Origin of the sequence: Bradyrhizobium sp. STM 3562 (genome assembly GCF_045571435.1) — a bacterium.
In the GTDB taxonomy this organism is placed as follows: Bacteria; Pseudomonadota; Alphaproteobacteria; order Rhizobiales; family Xanthobacteraceae; genus Bradyrhizobium.
In genome coordinates this window covers 2,781,543-2,799,200 of the sequence record NZ_CP120694.1, presented here as the reverse complement: position 1 = coordinate 2,799,200, position 17,658 = coordinate 2,781,543, and the positions used below count along the sequence as shown (strand labels likewise).

Sequence of the window (17,658 nt, the reverse complement as noted above, 5' to 3'; positions counted from 1 at the left end):
CATCCGCCAGAACTGAGGCGGCGCTCTTAACTGGCATTTTGCTCGCGTGGTCGAGCCGAGATGATTTTTCACTGAATTATATGGTGTAGAGATGTCGAACGAGATGAAAGTCGGCGTTATTGGCTACGGATACTGGGGTCCCAACCTGGTCCGGAATTTTGCAACCAATGAATCATCGCGCGTTGTCGGGGTTAGCGACCTTGATGCAGGCAAGCTGGCCGTCTGTAAACGCCGCCATCCCGAGATCGCAACCACATCCAATTTCGACGACCTTTTGCGCGATCCAAATATTGATGCCGTGGCGATCGCAACACCTGTCCATACTCACTTTGAGCTGGCGCTCGCCGCGTTGAAGGCCGGAAAGCATGTTTTCGTAGAGAAGCCGCTGGCTCAGACGTCCGAACAGGTCCGTCGCCTCGTCGACGAGGCGGATCGCCGCGGATTAACATTGATGGTGGATCACACCTTCCTCTACACGCCGGCCGTCCGAAAGATCCGCGAACTCGTGCTCCAGGACGAACTCGGCGAGGTCTACTATTATGATAGCACCCGCTCCAGCCTCGGCCTATTCCAGAGCGACGTCAATGTGATCTGGGATCTCGCGGTCCACGATATCTCCATCATCCAATACATCATGGACGAAGACCCGGTGACCGTCTCGGCGACTGGATCGTGCCATGTGGCCGGCTCCCCCGAGAACATGGCTCACATAACGCTGTTCTTTGCGAGCAAGTGCGTCGCCCATGTGAGCGTGAACTGGCTCTCACCTATCAAGGTGCGGCAGACCTTTGTCGGCGGCAGTAAGAAGATGATCGTCTATGACGACCTCGAGCCGACTGAAAAAATAAAGGTCTACGACAGGGGCATAACCCTGAATGCGCCGTCCGAGGATGCTCATCAATTCCGTATCGGATATCGCGCCGGTGATATGTGGGCGCCGCACATCTCGACAACCGAGGCGTTACAGACCGAGGTCGAGCACTTCATCGAATGCGTGCACACTGGCGCGCCGGCGGTTTCCAGCGGCACGTCTGGCCTGCGGGTCATCGAGGTGTTGGAAGCGGCGTCGCGCTCGATCATAAATCAAGGCAAGCCCGTTGAGCTGAAGCAGCAGCGCAAAATTCCCCAACTCGCCAGGGCTTTTGCCTAGCTGCGGGCCACCGCTCCCAATCCTCATTTAACGCGCCGCCCCCGCCATGAGCTCCGTACAACGTTCAATCTTCTTCTCCGCGGCCGAACGCTACGCGAGCTTGGTGCTTTTTTTTCTCGTCACCGCCGTGTTGTCGCGGATGCTGTCTCCCAAGGAGTTCGGAATCTTCGCGGTTATCAGTGCCCTCACTACGGTGATAACCGCCTCATTTCAAGACTTTGGCGGTCCCAACTATCTGATTCAGAAGCAGGAGCTGTCGCGCGACGCTATCCGTACCGCTTTTACCATCACGCTGGGACTCTCCGTCGCGATCGGGCTGGTCCTCTTCGCATCCGCGCACCTCATCTCACATTTCTTTCAGCAAGACAGCCTCTCAACCGGCATTGCAGCATCTGCGCTCAATTTTCTGCTCATTCCATTCTCCGGGACGGTATCGGCGCTGTTTCGCCGCGATATGCAGTTTGGGAAACTCGCGGTCTGCAATCTTGCGGCGAATTCGATGGGAGCCGTGGCCTCAATCATTCTGGCAATGCTGAACTTCAGCGCCATGGCGCTTATTTTGGGCAATATCGCCACCAATGCCTTGCTTACGATCTTGTTGGTCGCCTGGCACCGTGATGTCGGCACGTTCCGTCCATCGCTTCGAGAATACCGCGACGTCCTCAGTTTCGGCCTCTATTCCGGTGGCGTAAGCGTCATTAACGTCTTCTATAATCTCGCGCCTCAACTGTTCCTGGCCAGGATCCTTGATTTTGCATCTGTCGGCCTCTACAGCCGCGCGCTCAGCATCACCCAGGTGTTCGATAAGCTGGTGATGCAAGCCCTGAACCCGGTGATCATGCCGGCGATCGTTGCGCAAAACAAAGCCGGCGCGAGTCTGAAGAACGTCTATTTGGAGGCGGTCCAGCTCCTTGCGGCAGTACAATGGCCCTTTCTCGCCTTTATCGCGGTCATGGCCCGATCGATCATTGCGATCTGGCTCGGCGAGAGTTGGCTTGATATCGTTCCGCTGGTGCGCGTTCTCTGCATCGCAAACATGGCATTGTTTGCAGCCTGCCTGAGCTACCCCGTGCTTGTCGCCAGCGGACGGGTGCAGGATGCACTGACCTCGTCGTTGATCTCGCTCCCACCCTCACTGCTGGTCATTCTATGTGCCTCGTTCTTCGGCGTGCAGGCGGTTGCGGCGTCCGCGCTGCTGACGCTGCCCTTCCAAGCCTCTGTTGCCATTTATTTCATCGGACGGCGTCTCGCGATCACACCAAGAGAGCTTGCCAACGCGCTTCTGAAGAGCGGAGCCGTCACCGCCTTGAGCGCTTGCGGCGCAGCCGGTTGCGCGGCGCTGATTGATGCGGGGATGTTGCTACCCTTTGTTGGCCTGATCTCGGCATGCGTCGCCTTCCTCGTCTGCTGGTGGCTTGGTCTGGCGCTCACGGGACATCCATTGCTGGATCATCTTTCTCAAGCAGCTGCCAGCCTCGCCGTAAACGCTCCGGGGCTTCGGCCGTCGCGTCCATTACTGTGACACTGTCGTAAAGGAGATTGAAGATGCCGATGACGAAGGACGTGCAACTCGGTCGCGATGTGCGGATATTTCACCCGGACCTCGTCAACCTTTACGGCTGTTCGATCGGAGACGAGACGAGGATTGGCACCTTCGTCGAAATCCAAGTTGGCGCCCAGATCGGAGCGCGCTGCAAAGTCTCCTCGCATAGCTTCATCTGCGAGGGCGTGACCATTGATGACGAGGTTTTCATCGGCCACGGCGTGATGTTCACTAACGATAAATATCCGAGGGCGACCACGGCCGACGGGCGGCTGCAGGGAGCCGCCGACTGGGCGTTGCAGTGCACGCGTGTCGGACGGAGGGCATCCATCGGCTCCAATGCCACGATCCTTTGCGGCGTCACGATCGGTGCCGGAGCAACGGTTGGCGCCGGCGCCGTTGTGACGCGGGATGTGCCGCCGGGTGCGGTCGTGGCGGGGGTGCCTGCCAGAGTGATCTCGACCGCAAAAGCCGCAGGAAAAGCAGCCCAGCAACGCGAGTTCGCAGCCCAAGACGGTTGATCCTCACGAATTAACGCAGATCAGAGATGGAAGGTAATTTTCCCTTGTTAATTTCCGATATTTAATTTTAAATACGACCAGTTTAAAAATATTTCACATTTAAAAGATAGGGCCGGCGCCTTGATACCTTTTCTGGATTTGAAGGCTCAGTATCAGCAGATCAAGCCAAGGGTCGATGAAGCAATCGCAAGCGTGGTGGCGAGCGCACAGTTCGTGTTGGGGCCGGAGGTGACCAGGTTTGAGGATCGCTTTGCCGCTTACTGCAAGGTCAGCCACTGCCGTGCAGTCAATAGCGGGACCTCGGCGCTGCATTTGGCGCTGCTCGCGGCTGGAGTCGGACCCGGCGATGAAGTGATCACGGTTTCCATGACCTTTGTCGCGACGACAGCCGCGATCCTCTACAGCGGCGCCAGACCGGTCTTCGTCGACGTTGATCCCGTGACTTGGACGATGGATCCCGCCTTGATCGAAGCTGCCATCACGCCGCGGACGAAGGCCATTTTGCCCGTCCATTTGCACGGTTTGATGGCAGAGATGGACCCCATCATGGCGATTGCTCGTCGACACGGGCTCGTTGTGATCGAGGATGCAGCACAAGCGCACGGGGCAGAATACAGAGGCCGCCGCGCCGGTTCGATCGGTGATCTGGGCTGCTTCAGCTTCTACCCCGGCAAGAATTTGGGAGCCTATGGCGAGGCCGGCGCGATCGTAACCGATCGGCCCGACCTAGTGCACAAGCTTTCTCTGTTACGCGATTGGGGACAGGCGGCGAAATACGATCATGTGCTGCCCGGCTACAACTACCGCATGGACGGTATCCAGGGCGCAGTGCTGAATGTGAAGATGGATTACATCGAATCCTGGACCGAAGCGCGCCGAGCGATAGCTGCGCATTACGATCGTCTCCTGGCCAAGTGTGAATTCGCGCGGCCTCAACCGCCTGCACATTCTCGGCACGTCTACCATGTCTATGCAATCGGACTGTCAGGCCGTGACGAAGTGCTGAGATCGCTGCAAAAAAGCGGCATTGGCGCGGGCATTCACTATCCGGTGCCCGTTCACCTCCAGAAGGCCTATGCGAATCTGGGCTATCACGCCGGCGATTTTCCCGTGACCGAGCACTTGGCCGGCACGTTTCTTTCGCTTCCGATCTATCCGGAGCTTACGCCGGAGAACGTCGCTGAGGTGGTGACACAATTGGAGAGAGCGGCGCTCGTCGAAGCCGTCTAGGTCGATTAGAACGGCGGCCCGACTCCTTGGAGATCGTTTGTTCGAAGCCCAATCAAAGGAGGGCGTTTTGGCTGATCTGAAAGGAAAACGCGTTCTGGTCACTGGAGGAGCCGGCTTCATCGGCTCTCATATCGTGGATCTGCTGTGCGATGAAGGTTGCATCGAAATCGTCGCGCTTGACAACATGGTCAGGGGACGACCGGAAAATCTCCGCCGTGCTCTGGCGCGCGGCCCGGTACGACTCATTCTGGGTGATATCCGAGACGGCAAGTTGATGGAGCCGCTGGTCAAGACCGCCGACATCGTCTTTCACCAGGCCGCATTGCGGATCACTCATTGCGCGGCCGAACCGCGCCTCGCCATGGAAGTGATGGTGGACGCTACGTTCGATCTGCTCGAGCTGTGTGCCAAGCACGATGTCGAGAAGGTCATCGCCGCCTCCTCGGCATCGGTATACGGCATGGCGGAAGAGTTTCCGACGACGGAGCGGCAAAATCCCTATGACAATCGCACCCTCTATGGTGCGGCCAAAGCCTTCAATGAAGGCCTGCTTCGCGCCTACAATGACATGCACGGCCTCGACTATGTCGCCTTCCGATACTTCAATGTGTATGGCGATCGCATGGACATCCACGGCCGCTATACCGAAGTGCTGATCCGCTGGATGGAACGGTTGGACGCAGGCCTGCCCCCGATCATCTTTGGCGATGGGCAGCAGACGATGGACTTCGTGCACGTGCGCGACGTCGCCAGGGCAAATATCCTCGGCGCCAAGGCAAAGATAAGCGACGAGGTGTTCAACGTCGCGAGTGGAACAGAGACCAGCCTGCTGCAGCTTGCCACCGCCCTTGCCTCAGTCATGGGTCGTCGCGGCCTGATTCCGGAGTTCGCGCCGGAGCGCTCGGTCAACCCGGTCCCTCGTCGCCTCGCATCGACCGGAAAGGCGGAGCGCCTGCTGGGCTTTCGTCCGACGATCGCGCTCGAGCAGGGGCTGACTGATCTCGTCAAGTGGTGGCGGGCCGAGCGAAGCTCGCTCGCTGCGCCCCGGAAAGAAGAGGCCACAGCATCGTGATCCCGATCGCACTCCCCTCTCTTTCAGAAAACGAGGCCGATGCGGCGCGCGAAGCCGTGCTATCCGGCTGGGTGTCCCAGGGCCCGCAGGTCGCAGCATTCGAGCGCGAGTTTGCCGCGTTGGTCGGTGCACCGTTCGCGTGCGCCGTATCCAACTGCACCACCGCGCTTCACCTCGCCCTGGCGGCACTGAACATCGGGCCAGGCGACGAGGTCATTACCGCAAGCCATTCCTTCATCGCCACGGCCAATTGCATCAGGTATTCCGGGGCCACGCCGGTCTTCGTGGATATCGACCCGGACAGCTACAATATCGATCCTGAGCTCGTGGCCGAAGCGATCACGCCGCGAACGCGCGCCATCATCGCCGTTCACCAGATGGGAATGCCCTGCGATCTCTCGTCACTGACCGCGCTGGCGGCTCGCCATGGTGTGGTGTTGATCGAGGACGCCGCCTGTGCAGCGGGCAGCGAAATCCGGATGAATGGCGCCTGGGAACGGATCGGCAAACCCCACGGAACGATCGCGTGCTTCTCCTTCCATCCGCGCAAGGTCATCACGACCGGCGAGGGAGGAATGCTGACCACCGGGGATGCAGAGCTCGATCGCAAATTCAGGCTGCTACGCCAGCACGGCATGAGCGTCCCGGACACGGTGAGACATGGCTCGCCGCAAGTGATATTCGAGGACTATCTCGTGGTCGGCTTCAACTATCGCATGACCGATATTCAGGCCGCGGTCGGGCGCAAGCAGCTTCAGCGGTTGGCTGAGCTGATCGGACACCGTCGGGCGCTTGCGTCCCGCTATGCTGAGCTGCTTGGCAATATCGATGGCCTGCGACTACCTTTTGAGCCGCCCTGGGCGAGGTCCAACTGGCAGAGCTATTGCGTCCGTCTGCCGGACCGGCTCGACCAGCGAACGGTGATGCAGCACCTGCTGGACCGAGGCATTGCGACGCGCCGCGGCATCATGTGCTCGCACCGTGAGGCTCCCTACGCAGACGCGGCGCCGCGTCACGGCCTGCGCCAGTCCGAGCTCGCACAGGATCGCTCGATCCTGCTGCCTATCTATTCACAGATGAGCGAGAACGATCAGGACCGAGTCGTCGACGTTCTGCTGGCCGAGCTTGATAGCTAACCCGGTTCGCAGCCGGCGCAGGGCGAGGCTTCCAAACGACTGGCGCTGCTCACCGAGGCTCGAATTGATTCTGGAGCGCATCGCAGATGCCGAAAATCGACGTCGTTGTCCCCTGTTACAATTACGGGCGTTTCCTCAACTCATGCGTGGGAAGCGTTCTTGGGCAGTCTGTGGATGACCTTCGCATCCTCATCATTGATGACGCTTCCACGGACGATTCCCTCGCGGTGGCGACGGCATTGGCCGGGGCCGATCCGCGCGTCAGCGTGATAGCACATCCTCGCAACAAGGGGCACATCAAAACCTATAACGAAGGGATCGCCTGGGCATCAGCCGATTATTTCCTGCTGCTGTCCGCCGACGATTTGCTCGTCCCGGGGGCACTCGAGCGGGCCGTCGAGATCATGGACGAACATCCGGACGTCGTGCTCACACATGGCGAGTGTATCCCCTGGTACGACGATCAACCACTGCCCGCTATCCCAACGAAACCCGGCTATACCTGGACCCGGCACGATCTCCTCGGCGAGATCTGTGCAACTGCGTCAAATCTCGTTCCCACGCCAACTGCGATCGGACGCACGAGCGTTCAGAAGACACTCGGCGGCTACAGGGACTCACTCCCCCACAGTGGCGACATGGAGATGTGGCTTCGCTTTGCCGCATCCGGTTCAATCGCCCGCATCGATGCAGTTCAGGGAATCTATCGAAAGCACGCGCACGCGATGTCCAACACCTATTTTGCAACGCTGGTGTCGGATTACACGCAGCGACAGCAAGCGTTCGACAGCTTCTTCGACGAATACGCTGACCTTTTAACGAACTCTCGCGCTTTGAGGGCGTTGGCGACGCGCACTATGGCCCGCCAGGGGTTCCGCTGCGGTATCGGACTTATCCGGCGCGGCTACGTCAGTGATGGCCGCCAACTCGTCCGCGCAGCCGTTGATGATGTCTTGCGGCATTTTTTCCGCGCCTGGAGGCCGGCCGCGCGCCGCAACTCGCCGCCGCACGCCGAACCGCCAGCCCCGCGCTTGCCCGAGCTTACCGGCGCCATCGCCGGAGCGGAGGCCCGGCATTGCAATCACAGGCATGAACTTTGATCAGCCAGGATATCGATCCATGTCGCCCAATGACCCCACCCAAATTCTCGCGATGAGCCACTGGCGTCGATCGCCGGTCGAGCCTTCCGGCGATCGACGTCCAGGGGAGCCGCCGCGTTTGGTGGGATCACAATCGGGGAGCGCTGCGCAAGCGCATCTGCAGCCGCTTGATGAAAATCCATCGGACGCACCAGCGTCGCCTCTGGTTTCGGTCATCATGTGTGTCTACAACGCAGGACAGTATCTGCGTCCATCGCTGCTAAGCATGCTTTCGCAAACCTACCAGAACCTGGAGATCATCATTATCGACGACGGAAGCACCGACGGCTGCTTTGCCTCGGTTGCGGATTTGCTGACCGACCCTCGCGTGCGGATCCGGCGTCAACAAAATGCTACGCGCCCCGTCGCACTCAATCGCGCGTTGGATCTCGTCCGCGGAGAGTTTTACGCGATCCAAGATGGTGACGACATCAGCCATCCCGCGCGTATCGAAAAGCAGGTCGCCGTCCTGTTGAAGCACCCTGAGCTCGCGGCGGTCTTCTGTGGAAACGATCTGATCATGGACGAGAGGACACTGGCGCCGACTTTTCCCTCCAAAAGCATCGACGATTGCAGACGAGATATCGAAGCATTCCGAATGCCCGCGCACGATCCTACCGGGATATTTCGCATGTCGCTCGTCGGAGATTTCAGATACGAACCCAGCCTGCCGTTCGTCGAGGCGGTAGACTACATCTTGAGGGTGGGAGAACAACACCCCATGCAGGTGCTGGGCGAGTGCCTATACAGCTATCGTATTGTCAACACCTCTGTCACACGACGCGACCCAACCAAGCGCGAACAGGCGGTACAAAGCGCGCTACGCGACGCATGTATGCGACGGGGACTCGAATACGATCGCGCTTTCCCTCAGCGTGCATCGACAAAATCCAAAAACAGTGTACTAGATAATAACCTGGCCGCCCATTTCATAGCGAGCGTCCTGGATCAGCGGACCCGATGCAATCGGTGGGGCGCATTGAAGACGGCCTGGCAATGCGCCCAATTGCATCCCTTCGATTCGCATTATTACAAGGCACTGGTTTACGCGGCGGCACCTGAGAAAGTCATCTCCCTCATCCGTCGCGCGGGCGCTCGAGGCGAGCGGCGGAGGTCGACGAGGCATAAGGCGTGATCGGTCCTGTGGCCACAGATCGCGAAATGGGTCCTCGACAGCTTGACCGTGTCAGGGATCAGGAGTGCTTGTCGTAATGGAGAGGCAATCCCAGCTTTATCCCATAGCAGCGCGTCTGCAAGCACCAGGGCATTGGACCGCAGTTAAGCCACGCCAGTCACGCGCAGCTACGCGGAGCGGCAGTGAGACCGCGCTGAAGTGGCTGATCGCTGCATTGTTCCTGCCCGAAGGATTGTCGTTCTTCATAGGTGACTTTCGGCTCTCGGTGGCCCGGGTGCTCATCATCGTTCTCACCATCCGCGCCACTGCGCAGTATTTCCAGAAATTTCCTCGCGGGACGCTCGTATCTTCAGACCTCTTTGCCCTCGCCGCCGGGCTGTGGATGATCATCGCCGCGACTATCGTGGAGGGACCGGTCGATGGACTCAAGGGCGGTGGCATCATGGCTTTGGAGTTTACCGGCACGTATTGGATATTCCGGCACCATTTGGGTCCGTTAGACGGTAGCGTGCGGCTGATAACATTCGCGTGCAAGCTGACCCTCGTCGTCGTGGCTCTTGCAGCACTCGATCCGCTCACCGACAGACTATTCTGCTACGAGTTTGCAAAAGCGATCACCGGCTATTCATCGCCGGGCTATGAGTGGGCAAAAGCAGTGCACGCCGATACGATGTATAGGAACGGCGTTGTGCGCGCCATGGGTCCGCTCGAACACTCGATTCTGTTCGGCGCAGTCTGTGCTTGGTTCGGAACAATCGCACTATGCACCTTTCCCTCGCGCCTGCTCGGCTGGAGCGTCGCGCTGGCGGCGCTCGCGGGGATCATTATTTCGCAGGCGCGGGGACCCTTGATGGCCTACGCCCTGTCTCTCACAATTGTTACATTCTATTACGTTACCTACCGGGTTCACGCCAGATGGAAGGTGCTTGGCACACTGTGCCTGCTCGCCACCGTGCTTCTCTTCATGTCCTCATCGAACCCGGTTGCGACCCTGCTCAAGCTTTCGGGAATTAGCAACGAAACAGGCTGGTATCGGGAAGCGATATGGGAGGCGGTTACTCCCCTGGTGCTGCAGTCTCCCTTCTTCGGAATGGGATTGAAGACCGCCTGGGATTGGCAAACAGCGGGCCTGGCAGGCGAGAGCGTTGACGCGATGTGGCTCCGACTTGCGATGGTGCTAGGAATACCGACCGCTCTTCTCGTCCTGTTTACAATGATCGGCACCTACTTCGGTGGTTCACTCGATCGCTCGCCTTATCTCTCGCGCGAAGAAGGACGTCTATCGGTGGCTCTCGGTATTGTCACCTTTGCTGCCGTGTTTCTCGGATTCACCGTTCACTTCTGGGGTACGTGCTGGAATCTTTTAGGAATCTTCGCCGGCATACGCGCAAGCTTGGTCGAAGCGCGCGCTTGTCGCCACAAGAGCTCTTGAAGCGGCACTTGAACAGGCTCGATGATAAACAGATTTCTTATAAGTCTCTCGATATATTTCTTCTCGGTGGGGGCCGCGCTGCTTTCCGCCGCAGATGATCGCGGCATTTACCCCGCGCCAAGCGCCTGCATCGCTCCCACCGCGGCAACCGGCCACGCGTTCTACGTTGACCCGTCCGTGGGCAGCATGGCAAACCGCGGCTCCACGGAGGCGCCGTGGAGCACGCTTTCAGCGGTGATCCGAGCCGGGCTCTTCGTCAATGGCACGATCAGGGCGGGCGACACAGTCTACCTGCGCAGCGGCGATCATGGCTCGATCGGGTTGAGCGGAAGCAACTTCGATTTCATCACGATCGCCGCCGATAGCGGCGCCACACCGGTGATCAGTTCGGTCAATATCACTGGATCCAAGTGGATCATCAGAGATCTGACGATAGAGAGCCCCGGCTCTACCCTCGTGAACATCCGCCCTAACGCGTCCAACAACATCATCGTCGGCAACCACATCCTTTCACAGCCGGATGTGCGAGCCTGGACGCGGACAGACTGGCAGAACCATTCAAGCCTGGCCGTATCGATCAACGGTCAATGCACAACGATCCTCAACAACAATATCGAGAACATCCGGTGGGGGATTCTCGCAAATGCTGATCATGCACTTATCCAGGGAAACACGATCAACAATATCGGCGACGATGGCATGCAGGTCACTGCAAGCGACATCATAATTCGCGGCAATCGACTCACCAACTTCCACGATATTGGTGACGGCAACCATGCCGACATGATCCAGGCATTCACTTTATCAAACCGCGTCTATCACGATATTACAATCGACGGGAATATCGGGATCAACCAAACCGACCCTAATCTTCCATTCCCCAATGCTGATACGCAGGGCATCACCGAGTTCGATGGGCGATGGAACAACTACAGCGTCATCAACAACGTTGTCGTCACCAACCATTGGCACGGAATTTCGATTTATGGCGCAACCAATGCCACGCTGATCAATAACACCGTGTTCGGTGATCATCCGAGCCGTGTTCCGTGGATCGGCGTCTTTGCTTCGAAGACCGGAGCCCTTCCCGTCAATAACATCGTGCGCAACAATCTGGCCGGGTCGTACCGCTATCCCAGCACGGGTTTCACGCAGGACCATAACGTGGTCGCCTCCAATCCGGCGGCAACCGTGGTCAAGTTCGATACGGCGAACTATGCGTTCGATCTTCGTCCCAAAGCCGGCTCGCCGGCCATTGGCGCCGGCGCCATGACCGGCGCTCCCGCGGCCGACATCACCGGTAGCGCTCGCGAGCCGCCGATTGATGCTGGGGCATATGCCTACAAGAAAGGTGACGCAGGAAGACGCGACATCATTCCTCCACCGGCCGCGGCCGGCCGGGCATCATCTACCGCGCTTTCCGCACGCGACACCATGAGGAGCAACAGTTCGCAGTCCGCAAGCCTGAGCGCGACGACGCTGGCGGCGTCGAGCGTCCCCTCGTGCACCCCACCCAAATACAGTACATGTGGCTATCCCGACGCAAGCAACACCGGCGTGCCCCCAGACATCGCCCTGACCAGCCGGCAGACGGACGACGGCTGCCTAGTGGTTTCGAACGACAACACGGTGATCGATGCACTGCACGTCACCGGCTGCATTGATGTTGAAGCGAACAATGTGACAATCCAGAATTCCAGGGTCACCGCCACGACCGGCATCTGGTGGGCCATCAAATATGGCGCGACCAAGCCAAATGCCACCGGACTGAAGATCCTGCACGTGACGGTGGAGAGCATTCCGGGGCAAGGCCCGGCTGCCGACGGCGGATACCCATATGGAATTAGCACGCAGGGCACGGGTTCGCTCGAAGTCGGATACAGCAACATTTCGGGCTTCAAAGACGGCATCGATGTCGCCCAGGGCTATATCCATGATAACTGGATTCACGACCTGGCGAAGTACGCCGATGCACACACGCAGGGGATTTATGTTTGGGCAGCTCCGTCAGGCGGCTCGCTGCTCATCAAGCACAATACGATTACGGACATCATTCTGGATTCGACCGCCGCGATCTTCATGAAAGAAGGTCTTGGCATCCATGACGTCACGATCCAGGACAATTGGCTGGCGGGCGGCTCGTACACGCTCTATGGCGGCGGCGCCGACACAACGAACATCCAGGTGCTCGACAACAGGTTCTCGACCGAGATCACGCCAAAAGGAGGTCAGTATGGATCGATTTCCTACTGGTCGAGCACCAGGACGGGCAATCTCTGGAGAAATAACGCCTGGGTGAATGGTCCGCGTGCAGGCCAACCCATAGCCCCGGCCTATTAACGACCTGCGGCCGTCAAGGCGAAAAGCCTGAATCCGCACCTATTGTAGGCTTTTGCTTTCCTAGGGGGTGACACCATCGCGGCCTGAGGGCGGTACTTCGGCAAGGCCGTCCTGCGCGCCTCGGGGAACCGCGATATTAAATATTCGAAATTAAACTGGATTTAAATTATTTAATTTGATATAGGAGACAAATTAAGGGTTAAGGCAGATGCAGGCCGCTCGTCGAGAGCCTCCCGGCCACCGCCACTTGCGCGCGGCCCGGTTGCAATGCGGGACGGACCCAATGTGCGCCCGAGCGAGCACAAGCAAAGTTTGGCCTCTTACGCGAGTAGCGATCGTGACTAGACATATCTCCGTTCGAGCAGGCACGAAGCAGTTTGCGAAGCTGACCATAAGCCTGTTTTATTACATCGCACAGGAGGTATGGCGCTTCGCACTGCAACTGTCGGGCGGCTCGCCGGAACGCAAACTGGTTGTGTTGTACTATCACGGAATACCACTCGTGCATCGACCGAATTTCGTACGCCAGATGGAATCGCTGCAGCGCAGAGCGCGGGTGTGGCCGGCGTGTCACCGCGGAAGCTTGCCTTCGGACAAGCCGAACGTCGCAATCACATTTGACGACGCGTATGTCAGCGTTGCCCACAACGCGTTGCCGGAGCTTGCTTCGCGAGGTTTTCATTCGACAATTTTTGTGCCTGTCGGCCCTTTGGGGAGCCCTCCCACCTGGCAAATGGAGCCTGGTAGTCCGGATTTCCAGGAAACGATCATGTCGGCCGAACAGATAGCAAAGCTACCCTCGCCACTGGTGACGGTCGGCTCCCATAGCTGCAGCCATCCTCGTCTCTCGCAACTCGCCCCGAGCGACGCCCGAACGGAGATACAAGGCTCGCGGGTCAAATTGCAGAATCTGACAACACGAGATGTTCGGCTCTTCGCCTTTCCGTATGGCGACCACGATGCGGGTACGGTCGAATTGTGCAGAGAGGCCGGCTACGACTACGTTTTCACCACTATGCCAACGCCCATTGATGCCGCGAGCTCGGCATTCGTGAGAGGGCGGGTAAAGGTGGATCCGTTTGATGGGCGGCTGGAATACTTCCTGAAGTACAATGGCGCTTATGCATGGGTTTCGCGAGCATCTTCGTTGAAGAGGAAGCTGAGAAAACGCGATCGATCTCGAGCCACGCATCGCAATCGTCTCGTCGAGAGCCACAAGATCCGTGCATAGGTGGTCATTGAGCAGATCAGCAAGGGCCGTGGAGCTTTGTCCGATAACGGCTGCGGATGTGCATGCGGTGGCCGAGTTTCTGCACGCCAAATTGAACAAGCGCCTTGCGGCGGCTGACTGGGAGGCCGCGATCATCCCACCGTGGCCCTGCCACCAGCCGAACCACGGCTTCTTCCTACGTGTCCGCGCAGGAATAGTGGGCGCGTATTTGGCGTTCTATTCCGAGCGGGAGATAGAGGGCCGAATAGAGCGCTTCTGCAATCTGGCTGCGTGGTGCGTTCTCGACGAATACCGTTCGTATAGCCTGCTGCTGCTAAACGCGCTTCTGGCGCAGAAGGGCTATCATTTCACCGATCTGTCGCCGAGCGGAAGCGTGATCCCACTCAACGCCCGACTTAAGTTCTCTCACCTCGACGTGGCGACCGCGTTGGTGCCAAATCTGCCGTGGCCAGCGTGGTCCAGGCAGGTCCGCGTGCTAACCAAGCCGCAGGAGATTGAGCGCGCGCTGTCCGGTCGTGACCTGGATATTTACCGCGACCATGCGCGGGCGAACGCAACGCACCACGTCGTGGTCGCCGTTGAAGGCCGCGGAGCCTGCTACGCCATTTTCCGGAGGGTGCGACGGAAGAATCTCCCGCTGTTTGCCTCAATTCTCTATGTCGGAAACCGAGCGCTATTCCGCACCGTGGCCAGGTACATCTTTCGGCACCTGCTGCTTCGGCACGGAATTCCCGTAACGCTGGCGGAGCTGCGCATAGTGGGCGCCCGTCCTCGCCCATCGGTCATGCTGAAATCGCCGAGACCGAAGATGTATCGGAGCGCGAGCCTGCGCCCGGATCAGATCGATGACCTTTACAGCGAACTCACCTGCGTGGCCTGGTGACAACGAGCCGATGTGGAAACTGGACAGATGCCGATGAGGACCTGCTTGCACCACCTGCTTCAGCATCGCGCCATCTCGCATGGAGCGGCGCCGGCGCTGACGTTTAAAAACGCGACGCTGACCTACGCCGAGCTGTGGGCCCAGGTTTGCAGCGTAGCGGCCAAGCTCGCCGGGCTCGGCCTTCAACGAGAGGAACGCGTGGCCGTCTTCCTCGAAAAGCGCATCGAGACGGTCGCGGCGATCTTCGCGACGTCGCTGGCCGGCGGCACCTTCGTGCCGATCAATCCCGTCCTGCGATCTCACCAGGTTGCACATATCCTGAACGACTGCGGGGCGCGGGTACTGGTCACCTCGTCGGAACGGCTGGAGTGGCTCGCCGAAACGCTCGCTGCGTGCCCTACCGTGCAGCACATCCTGGTGGTCGATGCGATCGACGGGAACGATCCACCGCGTGACAAGAGGCTGCACGGCTGGCCGCTGCGGCCGGACGTCGAGCCTCCCGCTCCCCTGCGCAACAATGGCATCGATCTCGACATGGCGGCGATTCTCTACACGTCCGGCAGTACGGGCAAGCCCAAGGGCGTTGTGCTCAGTCATCGAAACTTGATCGTTGGCGCTGAAAGCGTGGGCCAATATCTGGAGAACACTGCCGAGGACGTGATCCTGGCCGCACTCCCACTGAGTTTCGATGCAGGCTTTAGCCAGCTTACCACCGCCTTCAGTGTTGGCGCGCACGTCGTGCTCATGAACTATCTGCTGCCGGGCGACGTTGTGCGGCTGTGCACGAGGCACCGCGTCACAGGCCTGACCTGCGTGCCCCCCCTTTGGATTCAGATCGCCGATCTGCCATGGACAGCCGAAGCTGCGGGGACCCTACGGTATTTTGCGAACACCGGCGGTAAAATGCCCAAGCCTGTCCTCGACAAGCTGCGGAGCCACTTTCCGCACGCCAAGCCGTATCTCATGTATGGCCTGACTGAGGCGTTCCGTTCCACCTATCTCGACCCCGCCGAGATCGACCGCCGACCCAACTCCATCGGCAAGGCCATTCCGAACGCCGAGATCCTTGTGGTCCGGCCCGATGGCAGACCTTGCGGTCCGGGGGAGGAAGGCGAACTGGTTCACCGGGGCGCGCTGGTTGCAATGGGATACTGGAACGACCCAGACCGCACGGCCGTAAGATTCCGACCGGCGCCGGGCCGAGATGGGTCTTGGCGGACGCCGGAGATCGCGGTCTGGTCCGGCGATACTGTCGTCTCCGATGAAGATGGTTTTTTATACTTCGTCGGACGCAAGGACGAGATGATCAAGACATCAGGATATCGGATCAGCCCGACGGAAATAGAGGAGGAGGCTTACGCGACCGGGCTCGTGCGGGATGCAGTCGCCCTCGGCGTGGAGGACGCCACCCTCGGTCAACGCATCCTGCTCATCGCGAGCCCGGCCGGATCGGGCGGACTCGATCACGCCGCGCTGATCGCCGCGATGAAGCGCAGATTGCCGCTCTACATGGTGCCGTCAATCGTGGTCGTTCAAAATGAAATTCCGCGGTCTCCAAACGGCAAGTTTGACCGCGCCGCACTGAGGAAGGAGTTCGCGTCTTGCCCTTGCGACCAACCATAGCCGCTTTTGGCCAGATCGATGGCCAACTTGCCGTCGGCGGCGTCCCGCTCGAGAGGCTCGCCGAGCGGGTGGGTTCGACTCCTTTTTTTGCCTATGACCGCGCCTTGCTCACCGGTCGGGTCAAACTCCTAAGGTCAACCTTGCCGCCGCGAATCCGTCTGAGCTACGCCATCAAAGCCAATCCGATGCCGGCGGTGGTCCAGCATCTTGCCACACAGGTCGATTGTTTCGATGTCGCGTCGGCATCCGAAATGCGGACGGCACTGGACACGCCGCTGCCGCCGGCAAACATCAGTTTTGCCGGTCCAGGGAAAAACGAAGCAAGCATCACACAAGCCGTCGCGGCCGGGGTCACCATTGAAATCGAGTCGGCAACGGAGGCCGGCCGAATTGTCCAGGCCGGCGGGCGGTTGGGGCTGCGCCCGCGAGTAGCGATACGAGTGAACCCCGATTTCGAGGTCAAAGGCTCCGGTATGCGCATGGGCGGCGGACCGCAACAGTTCGGGATCGACGCGGAAAAGGTGCCGTCGTTACTCGCCGATCTCGCGGCCGCAGATGTCGAGTTTCTTGGATTCCATGTATTTGCCGGCTCGCAGAACTTGAACGCAGATTTCCTTTGCCTGGCTCAGCGCCGGACCGTCGACCTTATACTGCGGCTGGCCGACAAGTCCCCACCGGTCCGTTACGTAAATCTCGGCGGTGGCTTTGGCATCCCCTACTTCGACAAGGACCAGCCGCTGGACCTGCGCGCCATAGGGGCTAACCTCGCGCAACTGCTCGAGACCGCGATCCAACCGAATCTGCCCGAGGCACGCGTGGTGATCGAACTCGGCCGCTACATTGTGGGCGAGTGCGGCGTGTATGTTACCCGGGTTGTCGATCGGAAGGAATCCAGAGGGCGTGAGTATCTGGTGGTCGACGGCGGCCTACATCATCAACTCGCTGCATCCGGTAACTTTGGGCAGGTGATCCGGCGAAACTATCCGATTGCGGTCGGAAACCGCCTTTGTGAAGATGTGGGCGAAGCCGTGACCGTCGTCGGCTGCCTGTGCACGCCTCTCGACCTGCTGGGGGACAATGTCAGGCTGCCGCGCGCCGAAATCGGGGATCTGATCGTCCTGTTTCAGGCCGGCGCATATGGGCTCACCGCCAGCCCCACCGCTTTCCTTGGACACCCGCCGCCGCTCGAAGTGCTTATATAGATTCGAAAATGGGAAGACAAA

General features: G+C 59.3%; 14 protein-coding genes. All 14 read left to right on the top strand.

Annotated features, from left to right (window positions below):
* The first annotated feature begins 91 nt into the window (after positions 1-91).
* The 14 genes from P6U23_RS12805 (at position 92) to P6U23_RS12740 (ending at position 17,637) form a co-directional block, all read left to right on the top strand.
* On the top strand, positions 92-1,150 hold the full coding sequence (locus P6U23_RS12805) for a Gfo/Idh/MocA family protein (RefSeq protein ID WP_407180109.1): 1,059 nt from the start codon (positions 92-94) through the stop codon (positions 1,148-1,150).
* Between the two features lie 46 nt (positions 1,151-1,196).
* Positions 1,197-2,672 carry a lipopolysaccharide biosynthesis protein gene (locus P6U23_RS12800; protein WP_407180108.1) on the top strand — a complete coding sequence of 492 codons (1,476 nt, stop codon included), beginning with the start codon at positions 1,197-1,199 and terminating at the stop codon, positions 2,670-2,672.
* A gap of 23 nt (positions 2,673-2,695) precedes the next feature.
* Complete coding sequence (locus P6U23_RS12795) at positions 2,696-3,214, top strand: acyltransferase (protein ID WP_407180107.1); 519 nt, start codon at positions 2,696-2,698, stop codon at positions 3,212-3,214.
* Between the two features lie 120 nt (positions 3,215-3,334).
* Positions 3,335-4,444, top strand: coding sequence for a DegT/DnrJ/EryC1/StrS family aminotransferase (locus tag P6U23_RS12790; protein WP_407180106.1), 1,110 nt, complete (start codon positions 3,335-3,337; stop codon positions 4,442-4,444).
* A 76-nt stretch (positions 4,445-4,520) separates the two neighbouring features.
* Complete coding sequence (locus P6U23_RS12785) at positions 4,521-5,516, top strand: NAD-dependent epimerase/dehydratase family protein (protein ID WP_407181435.1); 996 nt, start codon at positions 4,521-4,523, stop codon at positions 5,514-5,516.
* On the top strand, positions 5,513-6,652 hold the full coding sequence (locus P6U23_RS12780) for a DegT/DnrJ/EryC1/StrS family aminotransferase (protein WP_407180105.1): 1,140 nt from the start codon (positions 5,513-5,515) through the stop codon (positions 6,650-6,652). Before P6U23_RS12785 ends, P6U23_RS12780 begins: the two co-directional genes overlap by 4 nt.
* Before the next feature lie 86 nt (positions 6,653-6,738).
* Positions 6,739-7,752, top strand: a complete 1,014-nt coding sequence (locus P6U23_RS12775) for a glycosyltransferase family 2 protein (RefSeq protein ID WP_407180104.1) — start codon at positions 6,739-6,741, stop codon at positions 7,750-7,752.
* Positions 7,753-7,771: 19 nt separating this feature from the next.
* Complete coding sequence (locus P6U23_RS12770; protein WP_407180103.1) at positions 7,772-8,926, top strand: glycosyltransferase family 2 protein; 1,155 nt, start codon at positions 7,772-7,774, stop codon at positions 8,924-8,926.
* Between the two features lie 76 nt (positions 8,927-9,002).
* Positions 9,003-10,358, top strand: a complete 1,356-nt coding sequence (locus P6U23_RS12765; protein ID WP_407180102.1) for an O-antigen ligase family protein — start codon at positions 9,003-9,005, stop codon at positions 10,356-10,358.
* A gap of 21 nt (positions 10,359-10,379) precedes the next feature.
* Complete coding sequence (locus tag P6U23_RS12760; protein WP_407180101.1) at positions 10,380-12,698, top strand: right-handed parallel beta-helix repeat-containing protein; 2,319 nt, start codon at positions 10,380-10,382, stop codon at positions 12,696-12,698.
* 337 nt (positions 12,699-13,035) lie between these two features.
* On the top strand, positions 13,036-13,929 hold the full coding sequence (locus P6U23_RS12755; RefSeq protein ID WP_407180100.1) for a polysaccharide deacetylase family protein: 894 nt from the start codon (positions 13,036-13,038) through the stop codon (positions 13,927-13,929).
* A 67-nt stretch (positions 13,930-13,996) separates the two neighbouring features.
* A complete protein-coding gene (locus P6U23_RS12750) occupies positions 13,997-14,812 on the top strand; it encodes a hypothetical protein (protein ID WP_407180099.1) in 816 nt (271 codons plus the stop codon).
* A 27-nt stretch (positions 14,813-14,839) separates the two neighbouring features.
* Complete coding sequence (locus P6U23_RS12745; RefSeq protein ID WP_407180098.1) at positions 14,840-16,435, top strand: acyl-CoA ligase (AMP-forming), exosortase A system-associated; 1,596 nt, start codon at positions 14,840-14,842, stop codon at positions 16,433-16,435.
* Positions 16,414-17,637 carry a pyridoxal-dependent decarboxylase, exosortase A system-associated gene (locus tag P6U23_RS12740; protein WP_407180097.1) on the top strand — a complete coding sequence of 408 codons (1,224 nt, stop codon included), beginning with the start codon at positions 16,414-16,416 and terminating at the stop codon, positions 17,635-17,637. Before P6U23_RS12745 ends, P6U23_RS12740 begins: the two co-directional genes overlap by 22 nt.
* The last annotated feature ends 21 nt before the right edge of the window (positions 17,638-17,658 follow it).

Excerpts from the sequence above, each read along its gene's own strand:
- P6U23_RS12805 (WP_407180109.1), top strand. The coding sequence starts at position 92 with ATGTCGAACGAGATGAAAGTCGGCGTTATTGGCTACGGATACTGGGGT.
- P6U23_RS12800 (WP_407180108.1), top strand. The coding sequence starts at position 1,197 with ATGAGCTCCGTACAACGTTCAATCTTCTTCTCCGCGGCCGAACGCTAC.
- P6U23_RS12795 (WP_407180107.1), top strand. The coding sequence starts at position 2,696 with ATGCCGATGACGAAGGACGTGCAACTCGGTCGCGATGTGCGGATATTT.
- P6U23_RS12775 (WP_407180104.1), top strand. The coding sequence starts at position 6,739 with ATGCCGAAAATCGACGTCGTTGTCCCCTGTTACAATTACGGGCGTTTC.
- P6U23_RS12770 (WP_407180103.1), top strand. The coding sequence starts at position 7,772 with ATGTCGCCCAATGACCCCACCCAAATTCTCGCGATGAGCCACTGGCGT.
- P6U23_RS12765 (WP_407180102.1), top strand. The coding sequence starts at position 9,003 with ATGGAGAGGCAATCCCAGCTTTATCCCATAGCAGCGCGTCTGCAAGCA.
- P6U23_RS12760 (WP_407180101.1), top strand. The coding sequence starts at position 10,380 with ATGATAAACAGATTTCTTATAAGTCTCTCGATATATTTCTTCTCGGTG.
- P6U23_RS12745 (WP_407180098.1), top strand. The coding sequence starts at position 14,840 with ATGCCGATGAGGACCTGCTTGCACCACCTGCTTCAGCATCGCGCCATC.